Genomic DNA, 22,980 nt, shown 5'->3' with positions numbered 1-22,980 from the left:
TAACTCACCCCGGAGCCGTTCCACCTCCCCCAACCTCATACCAGGACAATGCCCACCACCAGCCGAGATCACCCAACGTAACGAAGCACTACTAGCTCTATGTGGATCGGTCGCTGAGGGTCATCCCGGTTGTTCGGGAGTGTCAAGGGGACGCTGCACGTCGGGGTCGGGTGCTGGGGTTGCTGTATCTGATCGCTGTACAGCCGCGGCGGCTTCTCGAACGTAGGCGAGAGCACAGGTGTCTCATGGCACGCCTGCCGGTGAATCCAGGCATCCATATGGCTCATTCGTTCGAGTTGAATCAGTCATATTAGATTCACGCACTCGAGTCTGCTGTGTGTGATCAAGAACCTCAGACGTGCCGCGATCGCGGCGGCACTCCTCGTTGTGCCCCTCGCGGCACCCACCCCGGCGCACGCGCAGAATCGTTCGGCCGAATCGAACACACTTCCGATGACGGCTGCGGTCCACGCCCTCCCGCTCGCCGCGGAGGTGAGGGACGGCTACCAGCGCACGAGCTTCAAGCACTGGAACGCGGGCGAGAACCCCACCGACGGCTGCAACACCCGAGCGGAGGTGCTCATCTCCGAGGCGATCGTCCCGCCCGAGGTGCTCCCCGGCTGCAAGCTGTCGGGAGGGCTCTGGTGGTCGTACTACGACGCCAAGTGGATGACCCCGGCCTCCGCACTGGACATCGACCACATGGTGCCGCTCGCGGAGGCCTGGGACTCCGGAGCATCGCAATGGACCGCGCAGCGACGTGAGGCGTACGCCAACGACCTGGGCGCCCCGGCCTCCCTCGTCGCCGTCTCCGCGGCCTCCAACCGCAGCAAGGCCGACCAGGACCCGGCCCAGTGGCTGCCGCCGGCCGTCGACGTCACATGCCGCTATGCCTCGGAGTGGATCGCCACGAAACTCCGCTGGGGACTCACCGTCGACGCCGTCGAACTCGAAGCACTCATCCAACTCGCGGAAGCGTGCCCAGGCACCACCGTGACCTACGAACCCGCCCCATAGAACTGGAACCCCCGCCCCCTCGACGAGGCGGGGGTCCACATGGCTCTTCAGCGGAGCGGATGAGCTCTGAGCTTGGGAAGCTGAGGTGATCTGGGGCCTAATCCACGGCTGACATGCTGATGAGCGGAATCGGTGTGTGGAGCGAGGCCGGCTGGTTGCCCGGTGTTCCCCGGGGTTCCCCGCACGATCTGGCACGCGTCTGGCACGACCTCTTCGTCCCGAACTCTCGGCTGGGAGATCATTGAGACGCTGATGGGCTGGCCAGTCGGCCATCAAGGGGTGTTGGCAGTCAGCTGCGGTCACGGTGGTGGTTGTACCCCGCTGCTGTTCAGCGGTCACGGGATCAGGAAAGCCGCGCGGCCTCGTGCAGTGCGTCGAAGACCATCGCGTCGACGGCCGAGACCCGGTCCCGATCGGCGTAGCGGAACCACGCCTTCTCGACGATCTCCCTCGACGGGGTCAGCTCACCGTCGTGATCGGCGGTATAACAGATCATCCTGAAGGGGCCGTGATCCGGATGGCCCTCGCCGATCTCGAACGTGCCGAAGTGCACCATGGAACCGGGGTCGATCGTCGCCTGCAGTTCTTCGTCGATCTCCCGCACCAGGGTCTCTGCGTCGGACTCGCCCAGCTCACGATGACCGCCCGGGAAGTAGAAGCGATCTCTGCCGTGACTACGCGTCACCAATACCCGGTCGTCCCGAACCAGGACCCACGCCACCTTCTCCGGCACACCGTTGCCATTCACCATGGCTCGGACCGTAGCGGAGGGCATCGACTGCGTCAGCACAGTCCAGCCCCAGCCTCGCTGCCGGCAACTCCACATGAGGGAGCTGGGCCGGCGGGAGCGTAACGCCGAGCTTTGGAGGACGACCGCTTGGTCCCGAAGCAACTTGGGCGGGGGCTGATTCTTGGACTGGCGAGCCAATCACCTGCGGCGACAGCCCGTGGGTGTCCGCGCTCGTTCGCCGGTGTTCGTCGGCGTTGTCACGCAGTCAGACACTCGGTCGGTGCTGCTCTTCCTGCCTCGCAGTCTCCGAGGCGGACAGCAAGGCGTGCAAAGCCGCTCGGGCCCCGGCGATTCCACGGCGCCACTCTTCGCTTCGCAGGGCCGCGGTGTCCCACTCGACCACCGGTTCGGCGCCGGTCGTGCAGTAGCCGTAGACCTGGTGGGCCACCTCGTCGGTGAGAAGTTCGTCGTAGTGGAACGTCCCCTCGAAAGCCGTCCAGGCCACTGCCCGGGTGTCTGCGCAGACACGTCGAAGTACTGCTCGCGTGTACTGGCGCAGATCGAGCGAGAGGTCATCGAAGTCGAGGTCGTACGACACCAGACCGAGCCGCTCAACGGCTGCGGGCTGCTCCAACAGAGGGAACGGCAGGAAGGCGTCGGGGACCATCCCCTCGAGGTGAAAAGCCTCCTTCGGCAAGGGGGTGTTGCCGGATCCGATGACGAACACGTTCACCGAGACCGGACCTCGCCAGCACAGCAGGTCGTGCACCTCCGCCATCATCCTTCTCCCTCTCCCCTCTGACAGCCCCCATTGTGTGCACTGTCGTCTGCCTGCCGGTCACCAGCGGTATTGCCCGGTGTCGGCGCCATCATGACCAACGTAATCACTGCCGACCACCGCTTCAGGAGTTCGATCCGGGCCCGCTGCGGCGGCTTTCGTCGAATGGTGCGACGGCCGGGCAGAGGTGCTGGTGTACGCACCCGTCCAGCGTCGTTGATGTCAGCCGCTGATGTCAGCCGCCGCACGCGGTCTTTGCAGGGGGGCGACGCTGTTGAGCGATGAGGGCTGTCCCTGGCGTGGCGGAGGATGGTGCTCATGTGCGCTCTTTTCGACCCCCCTGAGCCTCGCCGCGTCTCGCCGGGCGAGTACCCAGTGTGGGACCAGGCGCTCGCCCTTCTGAACCGGGACCTGGCGGTGACGCTTCCCCAGCTGGAGCCCCTGCAACTGCTGGCCCTTCCGTCCTACGATGCGGATGAGCCGGAGAACGTCTACGTCGCCATGGCCAACGGCGAGTGGCACGGCAATTACCTGGACTCGAACTCGCAGGGCAGCCTTGCCTCTGCGCTGGCGAGCGTTGCCGATGCCGCGCAGGAGATCGTCATGGAGTTTCTGTGGCAGGCGTGGCCCCTGTGCCCTGAGCATGGCCTGGGCATGCATCCAAGGGAGGATGCACAGGAGCGACTGTTCTGGTGGTGCGCGGGAGAACGGTTGCGTCGCGGCCCGGCTCATATCCACGCGGCCGTGGGTGCACTCGACGCTCTGGGAGCGTCGATCCGTACACGGTCTTGAAAACCGTCGTGGCAGCGATGTCACCGTGGGTTCACATCCCACCGCCTGCGAGATGAGCAGTGAGAACGGCCCCTGACCTTGGTATTTGGTCAGCGCCGCTCTTGTGCTCAGCTACCGTGACTCCCCGCTGTTCCCCGTGGTATCCCGCTCGATCGGGCACGCGTGGGGCACGGTGACCTTCTGATCCGTAGCTCTACAGAGATCCGTCGGGGACGGTCATACCGGTTGGTCCGGGGTGCCTGAGGGGGCTGGTGGTCGGGGGCGGTTGCTGGGGTCGCTGTATCTGGCCCCCGCTGTCGTACGTCTCGTACGAGGGCTCCGTACGGCTGTACATCAACCCGCACGAGACCCTGGGCCTCACCTGGAAGTAGATCGACTTCGAAGCCGGTGAGCTGTGGCAGGACACTCGCGAGCTGATCTTCACCACGAAGTACGGACACCGATCGAGCCGGGGAACCTCACCCGCATGACCGCCCTGCGGGCCCGCCGCGCCGGCCTCCGAGTGATCCCGCTCCGGAATGGAGGTCTACGCCGAAGCGAGCGAGGAGGAGATCCGCGCGGCGGTCGGCAAGCTGTCCGCGGCAATGGGCGGGGCCGACTCCGGCTGACTCGGACCCCGTTGCTGCACTTCGCTGCAGTACGCCCCTGAAACGCTAGAGGCCCCGGAGTGATCCGGGGCCTCTAACCTGTGTGCACTCGGCAGGATTCGAACCTGCAACCTTCTGATCCGTAGTCAGATGCTCTATCCGTTAAGCTACGAGTGCTTGTTTTGTTTTCGTCTCCGCTCCCGGCTCTTCCTGCCCGCTCGCGGCGACAGGAAGAACATTACATGACTGCCGCCGCCATGTGAAATCCGTTCCGCGCACCCCTTGTGACCTGCGGAAACGCCAAAGAACCGAAGCCCCGGTCCGTGGGGACCGGGGCTTCGGTGATCAGGTGCGGAGGCGGAGGGATTTGAACCCTCGATGGGCTGTAAGGCCCAAACCGCATTAGCAGTGCGGCGCCATAGACCGGACTAGGCGACGCCTCCAGCACAACCCCTACGCGAGCGCGTGAGTGGTGCGTGCAGATGATGACACAGTCGAGCGTCGTGTCACCAACCGGCTCCCACGGTACTAGGCAGGCGGGTCGCAGGGCAAAGCCGTTCGTGTCGGCGCGGCGGGCGCGCGGCGGTCGGGGGCAGGGGGGGCGCAACGTCCTGGCGGGCGGAGCGTTGGGTAGGGCATGTTGCTGGTCATCTCGCGGGCGGGTGCGGCGGGCCGGGCGTCCGTGGTCACCGTCGCCGCCGTTGCCCTCACCGCCGCTGTCGCCGCCCTCTCCCCCCTGGCCGCGGCGCCCGCCGTCGTCGCGGTGCCCGCCGTGCCCGCCGTGCCCGCCGTACCCGGGGTGGTGTCGGTGCCTCCGCCCGTGCGTCCCGAGGATCGGGTCGCCGTCACCGGGGATCACCTCACCGTGACCGCCCTGCACGTGGGTGGTGGCCGCGACGGGACGTACGAGCTGTTCTGCCATCCGGAGGCCGGCAGCCATCCGGACGCGGGCGGGGCCTGCCGGACGCTGGACCGGAACACGCGATGGGGCCGGGACGTCTTCGCGCCGGTCGCGCCGGGCAGTGTCTGCACCATGCAGTACGGGGGGCCGGCCACCGCCCGCGTCACGGGGACCTGGGCCGGGCGGCCCGTCGACGCGATGTACGACCGGAGCAACGGGTGTGAGGTGGAGCGGTGGGACCGGCTCGTGCCCCTGCTGCCCGAGCTGCGTGCGTAGCGCCCGCTCGCACAGGCGTTTCATGGCGGAATCCCCGGTCCCGTAAATGTCCTGCGAAGGTCCGGCCGCCCAAAAACCCGAGGCAGGGCGGAGGCCGGGGCAGGCGGTCACACGTTCCCCTCACTTCGTCGTGCGACCTCCCTCTCATCCGGCGCCGCCGACGCAACCGGTGCCCTTAGACTCCCTCGCGTGACACGTCGCGGGCCGGTTGGCAAGATGGCCCGAGCGGTCGGCAATATGCGGTAACAGGGAGGAAGCGTTTCGTGAGCAGCAGGCCATCCCGAGGCGCTGCTCGCCTCGCAGCCATACTCGACGCTCTTCCCGACGCGTTGGTGCTGGTCAACGCCAATGGGACCGTCGTCAACGCCAACACCATCGCGTTGGAGGCCTTCGAGGCCCCGGGGACGGCTCTGGTGGGGCGCGGGCTGCTCGATCTGCTGCCCGACTTCGATTCCAGGCTCATCCCGGGCTCCATGCGGCGGCCCGATCACATGGATCCGCGAGGCCGGACCAAGCCGACGCGGATGGTCGCCCGGCGGACCGACGGCACCGAGTTCCCGGTCGAGGTCACCAGCGCGAACCTGGAGAACGGGCAGCAGGCCTACGACGGTTACGGCTACACCGGCGACGAGCTGCTGATGCTCGTCGTACGGGACCTGTCCGGCACCGTCGACACCGAGGCCGAGCTGGCCCGCTCGCAGCGGCAGACCGAGATGATCCTCCGGGCCGCCTCCGAGGGCGTCGTGGGGACGGACACCGACGGGCGGATCGTCCTCGTCAATCCGGCCGCCGCGCAGATACTCGGCTACCGGGCCAGCGAGCTCGGCGGCAAGGAGCTGCACACCCTCGTGCTGCACTCCCGTGCCGACGGCGCCCCCTTCCCGTACGACGAGTCGCCGCTCGCCGACACCCTGCGCTCCGGGCGCAAGCACCGGGTGCGCGGACAGGTGCTCTGGTCCAAGGCGGGGGACAAGGTCGCGGTCGACCTGACCACCGCGCCCGTGCGCGACGGCGACCAGCTGGTCGGCGCCGTGATGACCTTCAACGACCGGCGGCCGTACGACGCGCTCGCCGAGGAGAAGGCCGCCCTGGAGAAGGCGCACGCCGAGGAGCTGGAAAAGCTCTCCGAGGAGCACGCGTCCGACCTGACCGCGCTGCGCCAGCAGCACGTCACCGAGGTCGAGGAGCTGCGCGAGCGGCACGCCGAGGAGCTGGCGGCCGGCGAGGACCGGTACGCCGCGCTCGGGGAGCGGGAGAAGGACCGCTACGAGGCCCTGGCCGGGCGGCACGAGCAGCTGCTCACCCTGCTCGGGCGTTCCCTGCGCGGACCGCTGGACGAGTTGCGCCGGGAGCTGGCGGCGCTCGCCGCGGACGACGCCGGGCAGCTGTGGCCCGAGGCCAACCAGGTGCTCCACCATCTCTCGGCGGGTTACTCGCGCATCACCCAGCTGATCGACAACGTCCTCGCCTACCAGCTGCTCGACACGGGCGCGGAGAACGTCGTACGGACGAAGGTGATGCTGGACTCGGTGGTCGCCGCCGGTGTCGACGGCGCCGTCGAGCTGATCGGGCCGGGGCGGGTGCAGTTCGCCGTGCACGCGCCGCCCATCGAGGCCGAGGTCGACCCGCAGCGGCTCGCGACCGCGCTGGCGCATCTCGTCGCGGACGTGGCCGGCGTCGACGCGACCGGCAACACGCCCGTCTCGGCGGGCGGTTACATGGACAACACGGTCGTCGTGGCGGCCGCGCAGCGCGGTGAGGTCGTACGCATCGAGGTCCGCGGACCGTACTCCGGGGGAGACCCGGTGCACGAGCCGATCGTCCGCGGGATCGTCCGGGCCCACGGAGGTGTGCTGCAGACGCACGACGTGCCGGGGATGAGCGGCAGCGCGTACGTGCTCGAGGTGCCGATCGGAGGCGGGGCGGGGGCCGTCCCGGCACCGGACCAGGCGCATGTCCCGGGTGCCCAGCTGGCACTGGCGGGCGGTTCCGCCGCCGCCGAGGATGCCGCAGTCGAGGCCGCCGTCGAGCCCGCTGTCGAAGTCGGCTCCGACGGCGGGCAGCCCGGCTCCGGCGGGCGGCGACGAGCCCGGCGGGGCTCCACGGACGCCTTCCTGGAGATCGAGGTTCCGGGCGAGCCCGGTGGTGACGGTGCTCAGGCGCCCGCGCCGACCGGGCGGCGCCGCAGGCGTGCCGTCGAGGAGGCGGCGCAGCCGGCGCCCGAGAGCACGGACGTCTCCGGCGGCACCGGGCGGCGGCGGGGACGGCCCGCCGAGGACGCCGGTGCCGGTGGTGACCAGGGGGTCGCCGAGGGTGCCGTCATGACGGCGGCCGAGCATGCCGCGGGGACCGCCGCCTCGGGTACGGGACTCGGCGGGACCGTGCCGCCGCAGGGCGTTCCCTCGCCCGGCGCGCGGCAGATCCCGCGTGACGCCGGGGAACGGCAGGCCCTGCCGCCCGCCCTGCCCGCGGCCGGTACCGGTGCCGAGGCCACGCAGCCGACCGGGCGTCGTCGGCGTGCGCTGGCCGCCGCGGCGGAGCGCGCCGCCGCGCAGGAGGCGGGCACCCGTACGGTCTTCGCCCTGCCGCCCGCGGAAGCGGACCGCCCGGCCGAGGGGCAGGAGCAGGGTTCGGTGCCGGTTCCGGGACAGGCGCGGGCCGTGGAGCCGGTGCAGGTACAGGTTCCGGGGCAGGCGCAGGCCGTGGAGCCGGGCCAGGTACAGGCTCCTGTTCCTGTTCCTGGGCAGGCTGCGGCCATGGATCAGCCGCAGGCGGCGGGACAGCCACAGGCGGCTGGGCAGCCGCAGGTGCCGGGCGTGGAAGCGCCGGGGCCGGTCGCGAACGGCGCGGCGCCCGTGCCGGGTGGCCCGGCTGCCGTACCGGCCGGTGCGCCGGTGGACGAAGGCCGGCACGACGCCGTCGCCCACGACCAGGCGGAGGACCACACCCCGCCCCAGCCGCATCCCACCAGCGCGCCGACCGGCCGCCGCCGTCGCGTCGTGGCCCCGCCGCAGCAGCCGGCGGAGACCGCTGGGCCGGCCGCGCAGATTCCGGCCCAGGCCGTTCCCGCACAGCAGGCGCAGCCCGGTGTCGCCGTACCCGCGCAGGGCGGCGTCGGCCAGGGCGTGCAGGCCGCGCCCGTGCCGGGGAGTTCGGTCCAGATGGCTCCCGGCCAACCGGTCGCGGTCCCGGCGGCCCTGAGCCAGACGGTCCCGGCCCAGAGCACCCCCGGTCAGCTCCCGGCCGCGGCCCAGCCCGCTCCCGCCCAGCCACCGGCAGCCCAGCCGGTCCCGGCGCAGGCCACCCCCGGACAGGCGCCGCAGTCAGTGCCCGCCGCCGCGTCGGTTCCGGCGCAGAACGCGGGGCAGTCGCCCGCCGCCCAGCCGCTGCCCGCGGAGGCGGCTCCCGGTCAGACCGCCGCGGGCCGGGCTCCGGCCGCGCCCGTCCCCGCGCAGGCCCCCGCCGGTCCGGCGGCTCCGGCCGCCGGCGTCGCCGGACCGGCGAACGCAACGCCCGTCGGCCCGGTGGCGAACGGCGCTCCGACCCCGGCCTCCGGCACCCCTCTCCCCCCGGAGCACGCCGCCGTGCAGTCCCCCGCGGCCCAGCCGCTGCCCGAGCAGACGGCCGGTGTGCCGGCCGACGTGAACTCGACGCAGGGGCGGGGCTTCAGCGTGCGGACGCTGGGGCAGGGCGTGCCGTTCAGCAGGCAGGCCGCGCAGGTGCAGCAGCCGACGGCCACGCCGACCCCGCACCAGCCCGGCGGTTCCGGACGGCGCCGCAAGCTGGGTACGCCGCCCGACCCGGCCGCGCGCCCGGAGCAGCGCCCGGAGCAGCGCCCGGAGCAGGGTGCCCGCCCGCATCCGCCCGCCGAGCAGCCGCCGGCGCAGCCGCAGGGGCAGCCGGTCGCGCCCCCCGTCCCCCAGCCGTCCCTGGCCGGGCAGTCGCGGCTCGCCCCGGCCACCGAGGGAGCCGGACGGTCGTACGCGATAGGCGCCCCGGACGAGAACGCCGCCGAGGGACCCGAGCCGCTGGACGGCCCGGGCGGGGCGGTCGAGGTCGCGGACACGCCGCGTCCGCAGCCGATGGACGACGAGTTGCCACCGGAGCCGCTGGACAATCCGCGTCGGCTGCTGGTGTGGCCCGCGCCGGACGTCACCACGCAGCAGGCGCTCAGCGACCGCGGCTACCGCCCGGTGATCGTGCACTCGCGCGAGGAGGTCGACGCGCAGATCGCGGCCTTCCCCGCCGCGCTGTTCGTCGATCCGCTGACCGGACCGATCACCCGTACCGCTCTGCAGTCGCTGCGGCAGGCGGCGGTCGCGGCTGAGGTACCGGTGCTGGTCACGGCCGGGCTCGGGCAGGCGACCCGTGAGGCCGCGTACGGTGCCGATCCCGCCGTCCTGCTGAAGGCGCTCGCGCCGCGGGACAGCGAGCAGCACCCGCCGCGGGTGCTGCTGATCGAGGAGCACGCGGAGATCGCGCTGGCCCTGACGGCGACGCTGGAGCGGCGCGGGATGCAGGTCGCGCGGGCCGCGAGTGACACGGACGCGGTGACGCTGGCCGGTCAGCTCAGGCCGAACCTGGTCGTGATGGATCTGATGCAGGTGCACCGGCGCCGGGCCGGCATCGTGGACTGGCTGCGCGCGAACGGCCAGCTCAGCCGCACCCCGCTGGTCGTCTACACCGCCGCGGTCGACCAGGCCGACCTGCCGCGGCTGGCCTCGGGGGAGACGGTGCTGTTCCTGGCGGAGCGGTCCACCAGCGGCGAGGTGCAGAGCCGGATCGTGGACCTGCTGGCCCGCATCGGCATCAACTGAGGGTTGACCGGGCGCACAGCGTCCCGCGAATGTCTGCGGGCCGCCTCCTTGACTGAGGCGGCCCGCAGACATTCGCGGTCCCCTGCCCGGCGGGCGCGGTTCAGAGCTTGGTGACGTCCAGCTCGCCCTCCGCGTAGCGCTTCCGCAGCACCTTCTTGTCGAACTTGCCCACGCTCGTCTTCGGCACCGACTCGATGACCGTCCAGCGCTCCGGGAGCTGCCACTTGGCGATGTGGGCCTCCGCGGCGAGGAAGGCGCGCAGGGCCTCGAAGCCGGTGGTGGCGCCCTCCCGGAGGACGACGGTGGCCAGCGGGCGCTCGCCCCACTTGTCGTCGGGGACGGCGACCACCGCGGCCTCGGCGACGTCCGGGTGGGACATCAGGGCGTTCTCCAGCTCGACGGAGGAGATCCACTCGCCGCCGGACTTGATGACGTCCTTGGCACGGTCGGTGAGGGTGAGGAAGCCGTCGGGGGAGATGGTGCCCACGTCTCCCGTCTTCAGCCAGCCGTCCTCGCTGAACTTGTCGGCGGGGCGCAGGGCTTCGGCGTCGGGGCCGTTGTAGTAGGCGCCGGCGATCCACGGGCCGCGTACCTCCAGCTCGCCGGCGGACTCGCCGTCCCAGGGCAGGCGCTCGCCGCCGGGGCCGGTGAGGCGGGCCTCTACGCCGGCCGGGAAACGGCCCTGGGTGAGCCGGTAGGCGAGCTCCTCCGCCGTGCCCACGGCGTGGGCCGGCGGGCGGGCGACCGTGCCCAGGGGGGAGGTCTCCGTCATGCCCCAGGCGTGACAGACCCGCATGCCGAGCTTGTCGAAGGCCTCCATGAGGGAGGGCGGGCAGGCGGAGCCGCCGATGGTGACCTGGGTGAGGGTGGAGACGTCACGGGGGCGTGCGGTCAGCTCGGCGAGCAGGCCCTGCCAGATGGTGGGGACGGCGGCGGCGTGCGTCGGCCGCTCGTGCTCGATCATCTCCGCGAGCGGGGCGGGCTGCAGGAAGCGGTCCGGCATCAGCAGGTTGACGCCGGTCATGAAGGTGGCGTGGGGCAGGCCCCAGGCGTTGACGTGGAACTGGGGGACCACGACCAGTGACGTGTCCTGGTCGGTCAGGCCCATCGACTGGGTCATGTTGACCTGCATGGAGTGCAGGTAGATCGAACGGTGGCTGTACACCACGCCCTTGGGGTCGCCGGTGGTTCCTGAGGTGTAGCACATGGCCGCGGCCTGGCGTTCGTCCAGCTCCGGCCAGTCGTACGTGACCGGCTTCCCGGCGATCAGCTCCTCGTACTCGTGCACGGGGACCGCGGCGTCCGCCAGCAGGGAACGGTCGCCCGGCCCCGTGACCACGATGTGCTCGACGGTCTTGAGGTGCGGCAGCAGGGGGGCGAGCAGTGGCAGCAGGGAGCCGTTGGCGATCACCACCCGGTCGGCGGCGTGGTTGACGATCCAGACCAGTTGCTCGGCGGGCAGGCGCAGGTTGAGCGTGTGCAGCACGGCCCCCATGGAGGGGATCGCGAAGTACGCCTCGGTGTGTTCCGCGTTGTTCCACATGAGGGTCGCGACCCGGTCGTCGTCCCGGACGCCGAGGTCCTCGCGCAGGGCATGGGCCAGCTGGGCGGCGCGGGCACCGATCTCGGCGTAGCTGCGGCGGTGCGGCTCGCCCTCACCCGTCCAGGTGGTCACCTGCGACGTGCCGTGGACCGTCGACCCGTGGGTCAGGATCCTCGAGATCAGCAGCGGTACGTCCTGCATCGTGCTCAGCACGGCGTCCTCCCAAGGCGACATTGCCTGTGCGGCGGTAGGGGCTGCGCTGATTCTGCTCACATACCGCGTGGTATGTCACTAGGGGGCCGAAAACTTTCGAGCGGCGAAAGCGTGGACGACCAGGCCTGATCCAGGCGAAACCACCCGAGGACGTTCCAGGATGTTCGCGTCAGGTCCTAGCGGACGAGTCCGAGCTCGGGGTCCTCCCGCAGTTTGCCGAGCGCCCGGGACACGGCCGACTTCACCGTGCCGACGGACACCCCGAGGACCTCGGCCGTCTGGGCCTCGCTCAGGTCCTCGTAGTACCTGAGGACCACCATCGCCCGCTGCCGGGCGGGCAGCTTCCCGATCGCCCGCCACATCGCGTCGTGCAACGCCTGCCGGTCGGCCGGGTCGTCCCCGCCGGGCACCGGCTCCGGCAGCTCCTCGCACACGAACTCGTCCACCTTGCGCTTGCGCCACTGCGAGGTGCGCGTGTTCAGCAGCGCCCGGCGGACATAGCCGTCCAGCGCGCGCTGGTCCTCGATCCGCTCCCACGCCACGTACGTCTTCGCGAGCGCGGTCTGCAGCAGGTCCTCGGCGTCGCTCGGGTTCGCGGTCAGCGACCGGGCGGTACGCAGCAGCACCGGCTGGCGGGCCCTGACGTACGACGAGAACGACGGGTAGGGCCGGGTCTGCCTCGCTGGTGCAGCGACGGCCGACGCGCTGGTGCAGACGGGTGTGGTCATGGCTCCACGCTATGAGCGGCCCCGTTGCCGCGGATCGGCCCCAGGTCCATAAGCGGGGTCCGCCTCAGGTTGTAGGGGTGGTGCCCGCCCCACCTCCTGAAGGTGGACGGGGGGTCCCGTCGTACTACGGGTTCACCCGTCCGGGTTCAGTCGTCCGCCGCCAGGACCAGCCCCGACGTCGGCACCCCCGTCCCCGCGGTCACCAGGACCCGGGCCGCCCCAGGTATCCGGTTGACCGCCGTACCCCGCAGCTGGCGCACGCCCTCCGCCACGCCGTTCATCCCGTGCAGATACGCCTCCCCCAGCTGGCCCCCGTGGGTGTTGAGCGGCAGCTCCTCCCCGGCCACGAAGTCCGCCGCCTCCCCCCTGCCGCAGAACCCGAACTCCTCGAGCTGCATCAGCACGAAGGGGGTGAAGTGGTCGTACAGGATCCCCACGTCGATGTCCGCCGGAGCAAGCCCCGAGGTCCGCCACAGCTGCCGGGCCACCACGCCCATCTCCGGCAGGCCGGTGAGGTCGTCCCGGTAGAAGCTGGTCATCTGCTCCTGCGCCCGGCCCGCGCCCTGGGCGGCAGCCGCGATCACGGCGGGCGGGTGCGGCAGGTCGCGGGCCCGCTCCACGGACGTCACCACCAGCGCCTGCCCGCCGTCCGTCTCCTGGCAGCAGTCCAGCAGTCGCAGCGGCTCCGCGATCCAGCGCGAGGCGGCGTGGTCGGCGAGCGTGATCGGGCGGCCGTGGAAGTACGCCGCCGGGTTGGTCGCCGCCCACCGGCGGTCGACGACGGCCACCTGCCCGAAGGCCTCGGGTGTCAGCCCGTAGGTGTGCAGATAGCGCTGGGCCGCCATGGCCACCCAGGAGGCCGGGGTGAGCAGCCCGAACGGCAGCGTCCAGCCGAGCGCCGCGCCCTCGGCCGACGGCTCCCGGTGCTGCACCCCCGAGCCGAAGCGGCGCCCCGAGCGCTCGTTGAAGGCCCGGTAGCAGACCACGACCTCGGCCACGCCGGTGGCGACGGCCAGTGCCGCCTGCTGGACGGTCGCGCAGGCCGCCCCGCCGCCGTAGTGGACGCGGGAGAAGAAGGACAGCTCGCCCATCCCGCAGGCCTGGGCCACGGTGATCTCCGGGCTGGTGTCCATCGTGAACGTCACCATCCCGTCCACGTCGCCGGGCGTCAGCCCGGCGTCGTCCAGCGCGGCCCGCACCGCCTCCACCGCCAGCCTGAGCTCGCTGCGCCCCGAATCCTTGGAGAACTCCGTCGCCCCGGTGCCGACGATCGCCGCCCGCCCACCGAGGCCGTCCCGTGTCCGCGCGCTCATGCCGTACGCTCCGGTGCGCCGGGGGGCGTACGATCCGGCGCCTCGGCGGTTCCGCGCTCCGACGTGCCCGCGGCCGTACGATCCGGCGCGCCCACGGCTGTACGCTCCGCCGGCACCGTGACCGTGACCGTGCCGGTCACATGGCGGCCCATGCCGTTCTCACCGACGACCCGGACCGTGGCCGTGGCGCCGTCCACCTCCTCCACCGTGCCGGACAGCACCATGGTGTCCCCGGGGTAGTTGGGCGCCCCGAGCCGGATGGCCACCTTGCGGAGCACGGCCGTGGGACCGAAGTGGTCCGTGATGTACCTGCCGACCAGGCCGTTGGTCGTCAGGATGTTCATGAAGACGTCCGGGGATCCCCGGCGCCGCGCCAGCTCGGGATCGTGGTGCACGTCCTGGTAGTCCCGCGACGCGATCGCACCCGCCACGATCAGCGTCCGGGTGATCGGGATCTCCAGTGGCGGCAGCTTTGCGCCGGGCCTCACCTCCGTCATGCCTCACTCCCCACTCGCGATCAACTCCCCCAGTTCCTGCAGCACTTCGCCACCGCACCCCAGATACGCGTCCAGCTGCCGTCCCCACAGGAAGTGCCGGTGGACCGGGTGGCCGAGATCGGCTCCCGCACCGCCGTGCAGATGCTGGCCGGTGTGGACGACGCGCTGCCCAGCCTCGGACGCCCACCAGGCGGCGGTCAGCGCGTGCGTGGCGTACGGCAGTCCGGCGTCCCGCCGCCAGGCCGCCTCGTACGCCGTGACCCGTATCGCCTCGGTGTCCATGTACGCGTCGGCGGCCCTGAGCTGCACGGCCTGCCGGGTGGCGAGCGGACGCCCGAACTGCTCCCGGGTGCCCACGTGCGCCACGGCCCGGGCGAGGGACCCCGCGCACACGCCCGCCTGGAGCCCGGCGAACGCGGTACGGGCGGTGGCCAGCACGTCGTCGTACGCCCGAGGTCCGCCGAGGCGCTCGGCGCGGGCCCCGTGGAGCGTGAGCCGCCCCGCCGACCAGGGTGCGGTCAGCTCGACCGGGGTGACCTCGGTGCCCTCCGCGAGCGGCACCAGCCACAGCAGGTGGTCCCCGTCGGCGACCAGGGCGTGCGTGGCGTCCTGCAGCCAGGGGAATACGGGGACGGCGCCGGTCAGCTCCGCCGGCCCCTCCCGCGGGGCGACCCGTACACCCCCCTGTGCCGGAAACGCCCCGCTCACCACCACCGACCCCTCCCGGACGCCCGGCAGCAGCCGCTCCCGCTGCTCCGGCGTGCCGTGGGCGGTGAGCGCCAGCAGCCCATACACGCAGCCGGCCGCGTACGGCACCTGGGCCGTCGTACGTCCCTGCTCCTCCAGCAGCAGCACCAGGCCGAGCAGGCCGAGTTCCTCCACGGCGCCGACCAGTCCCGCTCCGCACAGGGCCTTCCACAGCTCCGGGTCGCTGCCGGTGCCGGCGGCCGCCAGCCGCTCGTGCGTGGCCAGGTCGCCGAAGATCCGCGCCGCCAGTTCACGGGCGGCGGCCTGCGGCTCGGTGGGCGTGAAGTCCATGTCAGGCCTCGCTCTCGCCGGCCCGGAACACCGGCAGGACCAGCGCACCCCCGTCGTCCTCGTACCGCCGGAACCCGACCCGGACCGGGAGCCCGATGCGCACCTTGTCGTACGGCACCCCCACCACGTTGGCCACCATCCGCACGCCCTCCGCCAGCTCGACCAGGCCGACCGCGTAGGGGCCCGCCGCGTCAGCGGCATGATCGGATTCTGTGAACGCCGGGAAGGGCGGGTGGTGCATCACGACGTACGAATAGACCGTGCCCTCACCGCTCGCCTCGACCGTGTCCCAGTCCAGGCAGCCGCATGCGTTGCAGCCCGGCAGCCAGGGGTGGCGCAGGGTGCCGCACCCGGTGCAGCGCTGGATGAGCAGCCGGTGCTCGGCGACGCCCTGCCAGAAGCCGGCGTTGTCGCGGTTGACCACCGGGCGTGGGCGGCGGGCCCCCTGTTTCCCTGGGGATTTCCGCCGGGCCGGCGCGTACTTGAGGATGCGGAAGCGGTGCGTGCCCACCAGATCACCGGCCACGCGCACGTTCGTACGGGTCGTGACGAAGTACCCGGTGCCCAGCTTCGTCGTCTTCCGCGCCGACACCGACTCGATCACCGTGTCGAAGGTGACCTCGTCCCCCGGCCGCAGTGGCCTGAGGTACTCCTGCTCGCAGTCGGTGGCGACCACCGACGTACAGCCCGCCTCGTCCAGCAGGCCGAGCAGTTCGTCGTACGCGTCCGTGCGTCCCTCGTGGCCCGAGAGGCCGCCCATGGTCCACACCTGGAGCATGGTGGGCGGGGCGACGGCGTCCGGACCGGTGTACGCCGGACTGGTGTCGCCCATCGCCTCGCACCAGTGCCGGATCATCGGCGTGTTGACCGGGTCCTTGCCCACCGTGGCCACGGTGGCCGCGCGCCCCTCGTACGTCCGGAGCCGCTGCTCCAGCCCGGCACCCGGCTCCCCGGCCGGCGCGCTCACCGCCGCCCCCTCGTCATCCCGAGCCGCGTCGTCGCGACGATCTCCCGCTGCACCTCGCTCACCCCGCCCCCGAACGTGTTGATCTGCGCCGCCCTGTTCAGCCGCTCCAACTCGCCGTCCCCGAACACCCCGGGGGAACCGGACCGGACGAGTCCCGTCTCACCCACGATGTGCTGACACATGCGATACGTCGCGACAGCCGATTCCGTACCCGCGAACTTCACCCCACTGGCGTCGCCGGGGGCCAGCCGGCCGACCCCGACATCCGCCACCAGACGCCAGCTGAGCAGGCGTGATGCCGCCAGCCGGGCATGCGCCTCGGCCAGCCGGAAACGCACCCACGGCTCGTCGATGCGACGCCTGCCGGTCACCGGATCGGGGGTACGGGCGGCGGTCAGCGCGGCCGCGAGGAACTCCTCGGCCTGCATCCCTGTCGCGGCGAGGGCGACCCGCTCGTGATTGAGCTGGTTGGTGATCAGCGACCAGCCGTCGTTCTCGGCGCCGACCAGGCTGCCGGCGGGGACCCTGACCCCGTCGTAGTAGGTGGCGGTCGTCGTCTGGCCGCCCACCGTCTCGATCGGCGTCCAGGAGAAACCCGGCGCGTCGGTCGGCACGAGGAGGAGGGAGATGCCCCGGTGCTTGGGGGCGTCGGGATCGGTGCGGCAGGCCAGCCAGATCCAGTCGGCGTGCTGGGCGCCCGAGGTGAAGACCTTCTGCCCGTCGATCAGCCAGCCGTCGCCCTCCCGCACGGCCCTGGTCCGCAGCGAGGCCAGATCCGTCCCGGCGGACGGCTCGCTGTAGCCGATCGCGAAGACCAGTTCACCGCGCAGGATCCGGGGCAGGAAGTGGGCCTTCTGCTCCTCGCTGCCGTACTTCATCAGCGTGGGCCCGACCGTGTTCAGCGTGACCATGGAGACGGGGGCGCCCGCCCGGTACGCCTCGTCGAAGAACACGAACTGCTCGTCCGCGCCCCGGCCCTGGCCGCCGTACTCGGCCGGCCAGCCGAGGCCCAGCCAGCCGTCGGCGCCGATACGGCGCAGCAGTGTGCGCCGCTCACGGGGGTCCGCTTCGCCGGGCGCCCCCTCGGGCAGCAAGGCCCGGAAGTAGGCGCGCAGTTCGGCGCGCAGCCGCTGCTGGCGCTCGGTGGGGGCGAGGTGCACGGCAGGGCCTCCCGACCTCGGACGAGCCTCGTGACGATGGTTTCTGACTGTCCGTCAGATGAGGTCGGGTGTCAAGGTCGTCAGAATGATCGCCCCGATGGCCGTCCGGACGAGGACAGACGCCTGCGCGACGGCACCGAGGTACCGCCGCGCAGATGTGTCAGTGATCCATCGAGCGTCCACCACTGGGGACTTCAGCCCCGCGTCGACAGTCCGGACTCACTCCAGCCGGGCGAAGCGGGCGGCGGCGTTCTCCTTGCCCCCCTCCGGCGGGCAGCGGAAGCGGAGCCCCTGTCCCGGGCGGTGCCGCTCCGGCGCCGGACGCCGGAGCCGACCGCCTTCCGTTGCGTGGCGGACGAGTTGAACACGGGCGGTACGGATGATCGCCATGCGACTCCTCCAGAACGAGTGCGTGCAGAACGAGTGCGTGCAGAACGAGTGCGTGCAGAACGAGTGCTTGAACTTCGGTGCGCGATGCTCGAATCCAGAGTTGCCCACGGAATCCCCACTAATTACCCCGGAAGCCGCTATTCGCACGCAAGCGTGACGACAGGCCGATAAACCTCGTTCCGGCGGCTTTCTGACCACCCCCTCCACACAGCGACCCGGCCGGCCGGGCCCCACCCACCCCCTTCCTTTTTTCGAACATGAGTACGAACATAGACGCATGGCCACCACCGACCGGCAGGCCACGACGCTGGCCCTCGCGCACGCGCTGTCAGCCGCCGAACGCGGCCTGGCCGTCATCCCCCTGTCCCGGACGAAACTCCCGGCCCTGCGCTCCCCCCACCGCGACGACCCCGCCGCCCCCGCCTGTCACGGCGAGTGCGGCCGCCCCGGCCACGGCGTGTACGACGCCTCCACCGACCCAGCACGCATCCGCGAACTGTTCGCCGCCACCCCCTGGGCCACCGGCTACGGCATCGCCTGCGGCCTGCCCCCGCACCACCTGATCGGCGTCGACCTCGACACCAAGTCGGGCACGGACTCCTCGGCTGCCCTGCGCGAACTGGCGCTGCGCCACCTGTTCACGATCCCCGAGACGGTCGTCGTCCTCACCCCCAGTGGCGGCCGCCACCTCTGGCTGACCGGCCCGCCCGACGTCGTCGTCCCCAACTCCGCCGGGCGCCTGGCCCCCGGCATCGACATCCGCGGCGCCGGCGGCTACCTCGTCGGCCCCGGCTCCCGCACCGACCACGGCCACTACTCCACCGCCCCCGGCACCGCCCACCTCACCCCCGCCGCCTGCCCGCCCGCCCTGCTCCGCCTGCTCCTCCCGCCGCCGCGCACCCCGCACCCCACCGCGCCGTCCACCGGGCACCACGGCCAGGGCCTGGTCCAGTTCGTCCTCGCCGCCCACGAGGGCCAGCGCAACACCCGCCTCTTCTGGGCCGCCTGCCGCGCCTACGAGAACGGCATCGGCCCCGCCCTCGTCGCCCCACTGGTCGACGCGGCCCTCCACACCGGCCTGTCCGAACGCGAGGCCCGCGCGACCATCGCCTCGGCGGCCCGGATGACCGGCCACCGCCCATGAAAACCACGGGCGCCCTCGCACCCCGCGTTCCTAGGGTGTGGCCCATGACCCTCACCCGCGTCGCCCTCACCGCCGGCCGCTCGATCGACCTCATGGACCTGCGGATGTCGGCGACGTACGGCGGCTTCCTGGAGGGCTATCCGTGCGAGCGCGTCAACGAGATGAAGATCAGCGGCCTGCTGCGGTCGACGGAATCCGGGTACCGCGCCACCCCGGTCCACCTCGTCCCGCCACCCCGTGAACGCCCCGACGGGCAGACAGGCCCCTTCGGCCCCGTCGAGATACTCCCGCCCGTGGCCTGCGTCGGCGCATTCCGCTCCACAGCCCTCGACCCGGACCACGATCCGGTGCTGTACCGCTCCGTCCTCACCGTCGTCTGGTTCCAGGCGACCCCGCAGGTCCCGACGGGGCACGATGCGGACCGTGGCCTGCGCGACCTCCCCTGGGCCGAACTGGCCCGGGACGAGGAGCTCTGACCACAAGGACGACCCCCGACCGGACAACCGGGTCGGGGGCCGTTCTCACTGCTCATCGCGCGGAGGCGGTGGGATTTGAACCCACGGTGACATCGCTGCCACGACGGTTTTCAAGACCGTTCCCTTCGGCCGCTCGGGCACGCCTCCCCGCGCCGCGCGAGATCGGCGGCGCGGGGACAAGAGTAACCGGTGGGCACGTGAGCGTGGGTGTCAGTTGTCGCCCACGCGGGAGCCGAGGGTCAGATCGGCCGTGTGCTCCTTGCCGTCGCGCTTGTAGGTGATCGTGACCTTGTCGCCGGGCTTGTGGGTCCAGATCTCGCCGATCAGGGTCGGGCCGGAGTCGATCACGGTGTCGTCGAGCTTGGTGATGACGTCGCCCGGCTTGAGGCCGGCCTTGTCCGCGGGGCCGCCCGACTCGACCGCGGCGGCGCCGCCGGTGCCCTGATCGGTGATCTTCGCGCCACCCGAGCTGTCCTCCAGGGAGACGGAAGCGCCGATCTTGGCGTACACCGGCTTGCCGTTCTTGATCAGCTGCTGGGCGACGTACTTGGCCTGGTTGATCGGGATGGCGAAGCCGAGGCCGATCGAGCCGGACTGGCCGGAGCCGCCCAGGCCGCCGCCGCTGCCGCTGGACTGGATCGCGGAGTTGATGCCGATCACCGCGCCGGAGGCGTCCAGGAGGGGGCCGCCGGAGTTGCCGGGGTTGATGGAGGCGTCCGTCTGCAGGGCGTTCATGTAGGACGCCTTGCTGGTGGAGCTGCCGTCGCTGGAGGCGACCGGACGGTTCTTGGCGCTGATGATGCCCGTCGTGACCGTGTTGGACAGGCCGAAGGGTGCGCCGATCGCGATCGTCTCGTCGCCGACGGCCACCTTGTCGGAGTCGCCGAGGGCCAGGGGGTTCAGGCCGGAGGGGGCGTTCTTGAGCTTGATGACCGCCACGTCGTAGCCCTGGGCGTGGCCCACGACCTCCGCGTCGTACTTCTTGCCGTCCGGGAAGGTGGCGGTGAGCTTGCCGCCGTCCACCGCGTCCGCCACCACGTGGTTGTTGGTGACGATGTGGCCCTGCTTGTCGAAGACGAACCCGGTGCCCGTGCCGCCCTCGCCGCTGGTGCTCTCCGCCTCGATGGTGACCGTGCTGGGCAGCGCCCTCGCGGCGACGTTCGCGACCGTGCCGGGGGCACGCTTGACCTGGGAGGCGCTGCTGGAGGCGGAGACGGTGGTGGAACCGCTGTCGTCGTTGTTCTTGGCCAGGGTGTAGCCGAGGCCGCCGCCCAGGCCGCCCGCGACCAGCGCGGCCACCAGGACCGCGGCGACCAGGCCGCCACGCCCGCGGCCGGACTTCGGGGCGGGCTGCTGGTACGAGGAGCCCCAGCCGGAGCCTCCGCCTTCCCCGCCGTAGCCGGCACCGCCGTAGCCCGCGCCCGCGCCGCCGTCGGCGTACGAGGGCGTCGCGGGGGGCGGGGGCGGCCAGGAGCCGGCGGGCGCCGGGCCGGAGGCGTACGGTCCCTGCGCGGCGCCGTGGGGCGGCTGCGCGGGGCTCTGCTCCGGTGTGCCGGCGGCTCCCTGGGGCATGGGCGGCAGCGGAGTCGTCGGCGCGCCCCCGTCGGGCGCGGCGGTCGGCTGGGAAGCACCGGGAGCCGCCGTCGGCACTGGAGGTGCGGACGGGGCAGGGGGTACCGCGGTGCCCTCGTTCTCGGTGCTCACAGCTTCTCTCCTCGATCCACGGCTGTTTTTCTCGGTCGCACTCGGTCACGCTCGTTCACGCTCGTCGTCGACCCGGCGCGCTGGCAGCTGTGCATGTGCTTTCCGTACGTCTCAGCTTTTCCCACGGGCCGTCAGAGCACCATAAGCGGTGACTGTGGGTCCACGGCTATTCCTTATATCCGACATTAGGAGCAGAACGGCCGCATCCCCGGAACATCTCAGGGGGTTCTCAGATACGTGCGTACCCCTTGGCGGTGGCACCATGACGCGGTGACCCACGCACGACAGCACCACATCCAGGTCGTCGCCCACCGGGGGGCCTCCGAGGACGCGCCCGAGCACACCCTCGCCGCCTACCGGAAGGCGATCGAGGACGGCGCGGACGCCCTCGAATGCGACGTCCGGCTGACCGCGGACGGCCACCTGGTGTGCGTCCACGACCGGCGCGTCAACCGTACGTCCAACGGCCGCGGGGCGGTGTCGGCCCTGGAGCTCGCCGATCTGGCCGCCCTGGACTTCGGCTCGCACAAGACCCGTGACAGCTGGCGCGGCCGCGACGAGGAACCCGACTGGGAGCACCGTCCCGAGGACCGCGAGGAGACCTCCGTACTGACTCTGGAGCGGCTGCTGGAACTGGTCGCGGACGCCGGGCGGCGGGTGGAGCTGGCCATCGAGACCAAGCACCCCACCCGCTGGGCGGGACAGGTCGAGGAGCGGCTGCTGCTGCTCCTGAAGCGGTTCGGTCTGGACGCCCCGGTGTCGGCGGCCGCGTCACCGGTGCGGATCATGAGCTTCTCGGCGCGTTCGCTGCACCGGGTGCGGGCGGCCTCGCCGACGCTGCCGACGGTGTACCTGATGCAGTTCGTCTCGCCGCGGCTGCGCGACGGGCGGCTGCCCGCGGGCGTCCGGATCGCGGGCCCCTCGATCCGGATCGTGCGCAACCACCCGGCGTACATCGAGCGGCTGAAGGCAGCCGGACACCAGGTGCACGTGTGGACGGTGAACGAACCCGAGGACGTCGACCTCTGTGCCGAGCTGGGCGTCGACGCCATCATCACCAACCGCCCGCTCGCGGTGCTGCACCGGCTCGGTCGAAGGTCTTGACCAATGTCGCAGCTGTGAAGCATCCTCCCTTCTCGGCCACACCGAACAAATCCAGCCACACCCTTACAGGGAGTGCTCCGGCGCGTTCGATCCGTATTCGATCGTGACGAATGCGTCAGCGGAAGAGGATTGGCCGGTTTCCGGTACAGGCCAATGGGGCATCCACACCGTGGCGTGGGGCGAAGGAGGTCTCGGGGGTGGCGTTGGTGGTGGCACACGAGGTGCCCACGTCGTCGAGCATGGCCGTACCCCATGGCCCTGCGGGCGTGGGCAAGGCCAGGCACCGGATGCGTGCTCAGCTGCGCAGCGGTGGGGTGTCGGAATCGGTCATCGACGACGCCGTGCTGATTCTTTCCGAACTTTTGAGCAACGCCTGCAAGCACGGTCGTCCACTCGGTGACGCCGCCGTCGGTGACGGTGACGTACGGGCGGCGTGGCAGCTGGATCCACGCGGCCGGCTGATCGTGGAGGTCACGGACGGCGGGGGTCCGACCCGCCCGGCTCCGTCGACCCCGTCGGTGACCGCGCACGGCGGCCGCGGGCTGAACATCATCACCGCGCTGGCCGACGACTGGGGCGTACGCGACGACGCCCGGGGCGAGGTCACCGTCTGGGTGGTGGTCCACGACGACGTGCACGCCCAGGCTCGCGGACATCGCCGCGACGACTTCGCCTCACGCGTGACGGCCCCTCCTGTCTCGGCGCTCGCCGGCGAACTGGACTTCAGGGACGCCTTCACCGACCTGGACTGAACCGCCCGCGGTCGTCCCGCCCGTTGACTTCGTGTTCGCGTCGTCCACAGGTT

General features: G+C 71.6%; 18 protein-coding genes, 4 tRNA genes and 1 pseudogene. 9 read left to right on the top strand and 14 right to left on the bottom strand.

The window, feature by feature from the left end; all coding sequences use genetic code 11:
- Window positions 1–339 precede the first annotated feature (339 nt).
- Complete coding sequence (locus tag ACFYZQ_RS11380; RefSeq protein ID WP_389144695.1) at window positions 340–1,017, top strand: HNH endonuclease family protein; 678 nt, start codon at window positions 340–342, stop codon at window positions 1,015–1,017.
- A 343-nt stretch (window positions 1,018–1,360) separates the two neighbouring features.
- On the opposite strand, the gene ACFYZQ_RS11375 is transcribed toward ACFYZQ_RS11380, so the two are convergent.
- Together ACFYZQ_RS11375 and ACFYZQ_RS11370 are read right to left on the bottom strand one after the other, a co-directional pair.
- Window positions 1,361–1,768, bottom strand: a complete 408-nt coding sequence (locus ACFYZQ_RS11375; RefSeq protein ID WP_389144692.1) for an NUDIX domain-containing protein — start codon at window positions 1,766–1,768, stop codon at window positions 1,361–1,363.
- A gap of 244 nt (window positions 1,769–2,012) precedes the next feature.
- Window positions 2,013–2,516, bottom strand: a complete 504-nt coding sequence (locus tag ACFYZQ_RS11370; protein WP_389144689.1) for a hypothetical protein — start codon at window positions 2,514–2,516, stop codon at window positions 2,013–2,015.
- Window positions 2,517–3,263: 747 nt separating this feature from the next.
- Between ACFYZQ_RS11370 and ACFYZQ_RS11365 the strand changes: the two genes are divergently transcribed.
- Both ACFYZQ_RS11365 and ACFYZQ_RS11360 read left to right on the top strand, forming a co-directional pair.
- A tRNA-OTHER gene (locus tag ACFYZQ_RS11365) sits at window positions 3,264–3,367 on the top strand.
- A gap of 333 nt (window positions 3,368–3,700) precedes the next feature.
- Window positions 3,701–3,925, top strand: a pseudogene (locus ACFYZQ_RS11360) (site-specific integrase); the annotation flags it as partial.
- Window positions 3,926–4,008: 83 nt separating this feature from the next.
- Here ACFYZQ_RS11360 and ACFYZQ_RS11355 read toward each other — a convergent pair.
- Both ACFYZQ_RS11355 and ACFYZQ_RS11350 read right to left on the bottom strand, forming a co-directional pair.
- Window positions 4,009–4,081: transfer RNA gene (locus tag ACFYZQ_RS11355), tRNA-Arg, on the bottom strand.
- Window positions 4,082–4,256: 175 nt separating this feature from the next.
- Window positions 4,257–4,347, bottom strand: a tRNA-Ser gene (locus ACFYZQ_RS11350).
- Window positions 4,348–4,541: 194 nt separating this feature from the next.
- Here ACFYZQ_RS11350 and ACFYZQ_RS11345 point away from each other — a divergent pair.
- Both ACFYZQ_RS11345 and ACFYZQ_RS11340 read left to right on the top strand, forming a co-directional pair.
- The gene (locus ACFYZQ_RS11345) at window positions 4,542–5,081 is read left to right on the top strand and encodes an SSI family serine proteinase inhibitor (protein ID WP_389144686.1); all 540 of its coding nucleotides are present in this window, start codon (window positions 4,542–4,544) and stop codon (window positions 5,079–5,081) included.
- A gap of 263 nt (window positions 5,082–5,344) precedes the next feature.
- Window positions 5,345–9,898 carry a PAS domain-containing protein gene (locus ACFYZQ_RS11340; protein ID WP_389144683.1) on the top strand — a complete coding sequence of 1,518 codons (4,554 nt, stop codon included), beginning with the start codon at window positions 5,345–5,347 and terminating at the stop codon, window positions 9,896–9,898.
- Window positions 9,899–9,998: 100 nt separating this feature from the next.
- Here the strand turns inward: ACFYZQ_RS11340 and ACFYZQ_RS11335 are convergent, their stop codons facing one another.
- The 8 genes from ACFYZQ_RS11335 to ACFYZQ_RS11300 all read right to left on the bottom strand — a co-directional run bounded on the left by ACFYZQ_RS11335 (window position 9,999) and on the right by ACFYZQ_RS11300 (window position 17,747).
- Window positions 9,999–11,675, bottom strand: coding sequence for a long-chain fatty acid--CoA ligase (locus ACFYZQ_RS11335; RefSeq protein ID WP_389144680.1), 1,677 nt, complete (start codon window positions 11,673–11,675; stop codon window positions 9,999–10,001).
- A gap of 155 nt (window positions 11,676–11,830) precedes the next feature.
- Window positions 11,831–12,382 carry a SigE family RNA polymerase sigma factor gene (locus ACFYZQ_RS11330; RefSeq protein WP_389144677.1) on the bottom strand — a complete coding sequence of 184 codons (552 nt, stop codon included), beginning with the start codon at window positions 12,380–12,382 and terminating at the stop codon, window positions 11,831–11,833.
- Window positions 12,383–12,528: 146 nt separating this feature from the next.
- Complete coding sequence (locus ACFYZQ_RS11325) at window positions 12,529–13,695, bottom strand: lipid-transfer protein (protein WP_389144674.1); 1,167 nt, start codon at window positions 13,693–13,695, stop codon at window positions 12,529–12,531.
- Complete coding sequence (locus tag ACFYZQ_RS11320) at window positions 13,692–14,192, bottom strand: MaoC family dehydratase (protein ID WP_389144671.1); 501 nt, start codon at window positions 14,190–14,192, stop codon at window positions 13,692–13,694. The genes ACFYZQ_RS11325 and ACFYZQ_RS11320 overlap by 4 nt, the downstream gene beginning before the upstream one ends.
- A 3-nt stretch (window positions 14,193–14,195) precedes the next feature.
- Window positions 14,196–15,230 carry an acyl-CoA dehydrogenase family protein gene (locus ACFYZQ_RS11315; protein ID WP_389144668.1) on the bottom strand — a complete coding sequence of 345 codons (1,035 nt, stop codon included), beginning with the start codon at window positions 15,228–15,230 and terminating at the stop codon, window positions 14,196–14,198.
- A 1-nt stretch (window position 15,231) separates the two neighbouring features.
- Window positions 15,232–16,197: a bifunctional MaoC family dehydratase N-terminal/OB-fold nucleic acid binding domain-containing protein gene (locus ACFYZQ_RS11310; protein WP_389144665.1), complete on the bottom strand. Its 966-nt coding sequence runs from the start codon at window positions 16,195–16,197 to the stop codon at window positions 15,232–15,234.
- Window positions 16,194–17,357, bottom strand: a complete 1,164-nt coding sequence (locus ACFYZQ_RS11305) for an acyl-CoA dehydrogenase family protein (RefSeq protein WP_389144663.1) — start codon at window positions 17,355–17,357, stop codon at window positions 16,194–16,196. Before ACFYZQ_RS11305 ends, ACFYZQ_RS11310 begins: the two co-directional genes overlap by 4 nt.
- Window positions 17,358–17,576: 219 nt before the next feature.
- The gene (locus tag ACFYZQ_RS11300) at window positions 17,577–17,747 is read right to left on the bottom strand and encodes a hypothetical protein (protein ID WP_389144660.1); all 171 of its coding nucleotides are present in this window, start codon (window positions 17,745–17,747) and stop codon (window positions 17,577–17,579) included.
- A 277-nt stretch (window positions 17,748–18,024) separates the two neighbouring features.
- Between ACFYZQ_RS11300 and ACFYZQ_RS11295 the strand changes: the two genes are divergently transcribed.
- Together ACFYZQ_RS11295 and ACFYZQ_RS11290 are read left to right on the top strand one after the other, a co-directional pair.
- Window positions 18,025–18,891, top strand: coding sequence for a bifunctional DNA primase/polymerase (locus ACFYZQ_RS11295; protein ID WP_389144657.1), 867 nt, complete (start codon window positions 18,025–18,027; stop codon window positions 18,889–18,891).
- A gap of 44 nt (window positions 18,892–18,935) precedes the next feature.
- The gene (locus tag ACFYZQ_RS11290; protein ID WP_389144655.1) at window positions 18,936–19,367 is read left to right on the top strand and encodes a hypothetical protein; all 432 of its coding nucleotides are present in this window, start codon (window positions 18,936–18,938) and stop codon (window positions 19,365–19,367) included.
- Window positions 19,368–19,427: 60 nt separating this feature from the next.
- Here ACFYZQ_RS11290 and ACFYZQ_RS11285 read toward each other — a convergent pair.
- Together ACFYZQ_RS11285 and ACFYZQ_RS11280 are read right to left on the bottom strand one after the other, a co-directional pair.
- A tRNA-Ser gene (locus ACFYZQ_RS11285) sits at window positions 19,428–19,514 on the bottom strand.
- A gap of 63 nt (window positions 19,515–19,577) precedes the next feature.
- On the bottom strand, window positions 19,578–21,071 hold the full coding sequence (locus ACFYZQ_RS11280) for a S1C family serine protease (protein WP_389144652.1): 1,494 nt from the start codon (window positions 21,069–21,071) through the stop codon (window positions 19,578–19,580).
- Between the two features lie 270 nt (window positions 21,072–21,341).
- Between ACFYZQ_RS11280 and ACFYZQ_RS11275 the strand changes: the two genes are divergently transcribed.
- A complete protein-coding gene (locus tag ACFYZQ_RS11275) occupies window positions 21,342–22,175 on the top strand; it encodes a glycerophosphodiester phosphodiesterase (RefSeq protein ID WP_389144649.1) in 834 nt (277 codons plus the stop codon).
- Between the two features lie 110 nt (window positions 22,176–22,285).
- Window positions 22,286–22,927 (top strand): ATP-binding protein, encoded by a 642-nt coding sequence (locus ACFYZQ_RS11270; protein ID WP_389144647.1) that lies wholly within the window; start codon window positions 22,286–22,288, stop codon window positions 22,925–22,927.
- Window positions 22,928–22,980 lie beyond the last annotated feature (53 nt).

The organism is Streptomyces sp. NPDC001843 (genome assembly GCF_042891955.1).
Lineage (GTDB): Bacteria > Actinomycetota > Actinomycetes > Streptomycetales > Streptomycetaceae > Streptomyces.
This window is presented reverse-complemented; position numbering and strand designations above follow the sequence as displayed.

What these genes read in the sequence shown, in the direction of transcription:
- ACFYZQ_RS11375 (WP_389144692.1), bottom strand. Translation starts at nt 1,768, where the DNA reads ATGGTGAATGGCAACGGTGTGCCGGAGAAGGTGGCGTGGGTCCTGGTT.
- ACFYZQ_RS11345 (WP_389144686.1), top strand. Translation starts at nt 4,542, where the DNA reads ATGTTGCTGGTCATCTCGCGGGCGGGTGCGGCGGGCCGGGCGTCCGTG.
- ACFYZQ_RS11335 (WP_389144680.1), bottom strand. Translation starts at nt 11,675, where the DNA reads ATGTCGCCTTGGGAGGACGCCGTGCTGAGCACGATGCAGGACGTACCG.
- ACFYZQ_RS11330 (WP_389144677.1), bottom strand. Translation starts at nt 12,382, where the DNA reads ATGACCACACCCGTCTGCACCAGCGCGTCGGCCGTCGCTGCACCAGCG.
- ACFYZQ_RS11325 (WP_389144674.1), bottom strand. Translation starts at nt 13,695, where the DNA reads ATGAGCGCGCGGACACGGGACGGCCTCGGTGGGCGGGCGGCGATCGTC.
- ACFYZQ_RS11320 (WP_389144671.1), bottom strand. Translation starts at nt 14,192, where the DNA reads ATGACGGAGGTGAGGCCCGGCGCAAAGCTGCCGCCACTGGAGATCCCG.
- ACFYZQ_RS11315 (WP_389144668.1), bottom strand. Translation starts at nt 15,230, where the DNA reads ATGGACTTCACGCCCACCGAGCCGCAGGCCGCCGCCCGTGAACTGGCG.
- ACFYZQ_RS11300 (WP_389144660.1), bottom strand. Translation starts at nt 17,747, where the DNA reads ATGGCGATCATCCGTACCGCCCGTGTTCAACTCGTCCGCCACGCAACG.
- ACFYZQ_RS11295 (WP_389144657.1), top strand. Translation starts at nt 18,025, where the DNA reads ATGGCCACCACCGACCGGCAGGCCACGACGCTGGCCCTCGCGCACGCG.
- ACFYZQ_RS11290 (WP_389144655.1), top strand. Translation starts at nt 18,936, where the DNA reads ATGACCCTCACCCGCGTCGCCCTCACCGCCGGCCGCTCGATCGACCTC.
- ACFYZQ_RS11270 (WP_389144647.1), top strand. Translation starts at nt 22,286, where the DNA reads ATGCGTCAGCGGAAGAGGATTGGCCGGTTTCCGGTACAGGCCAATGGG.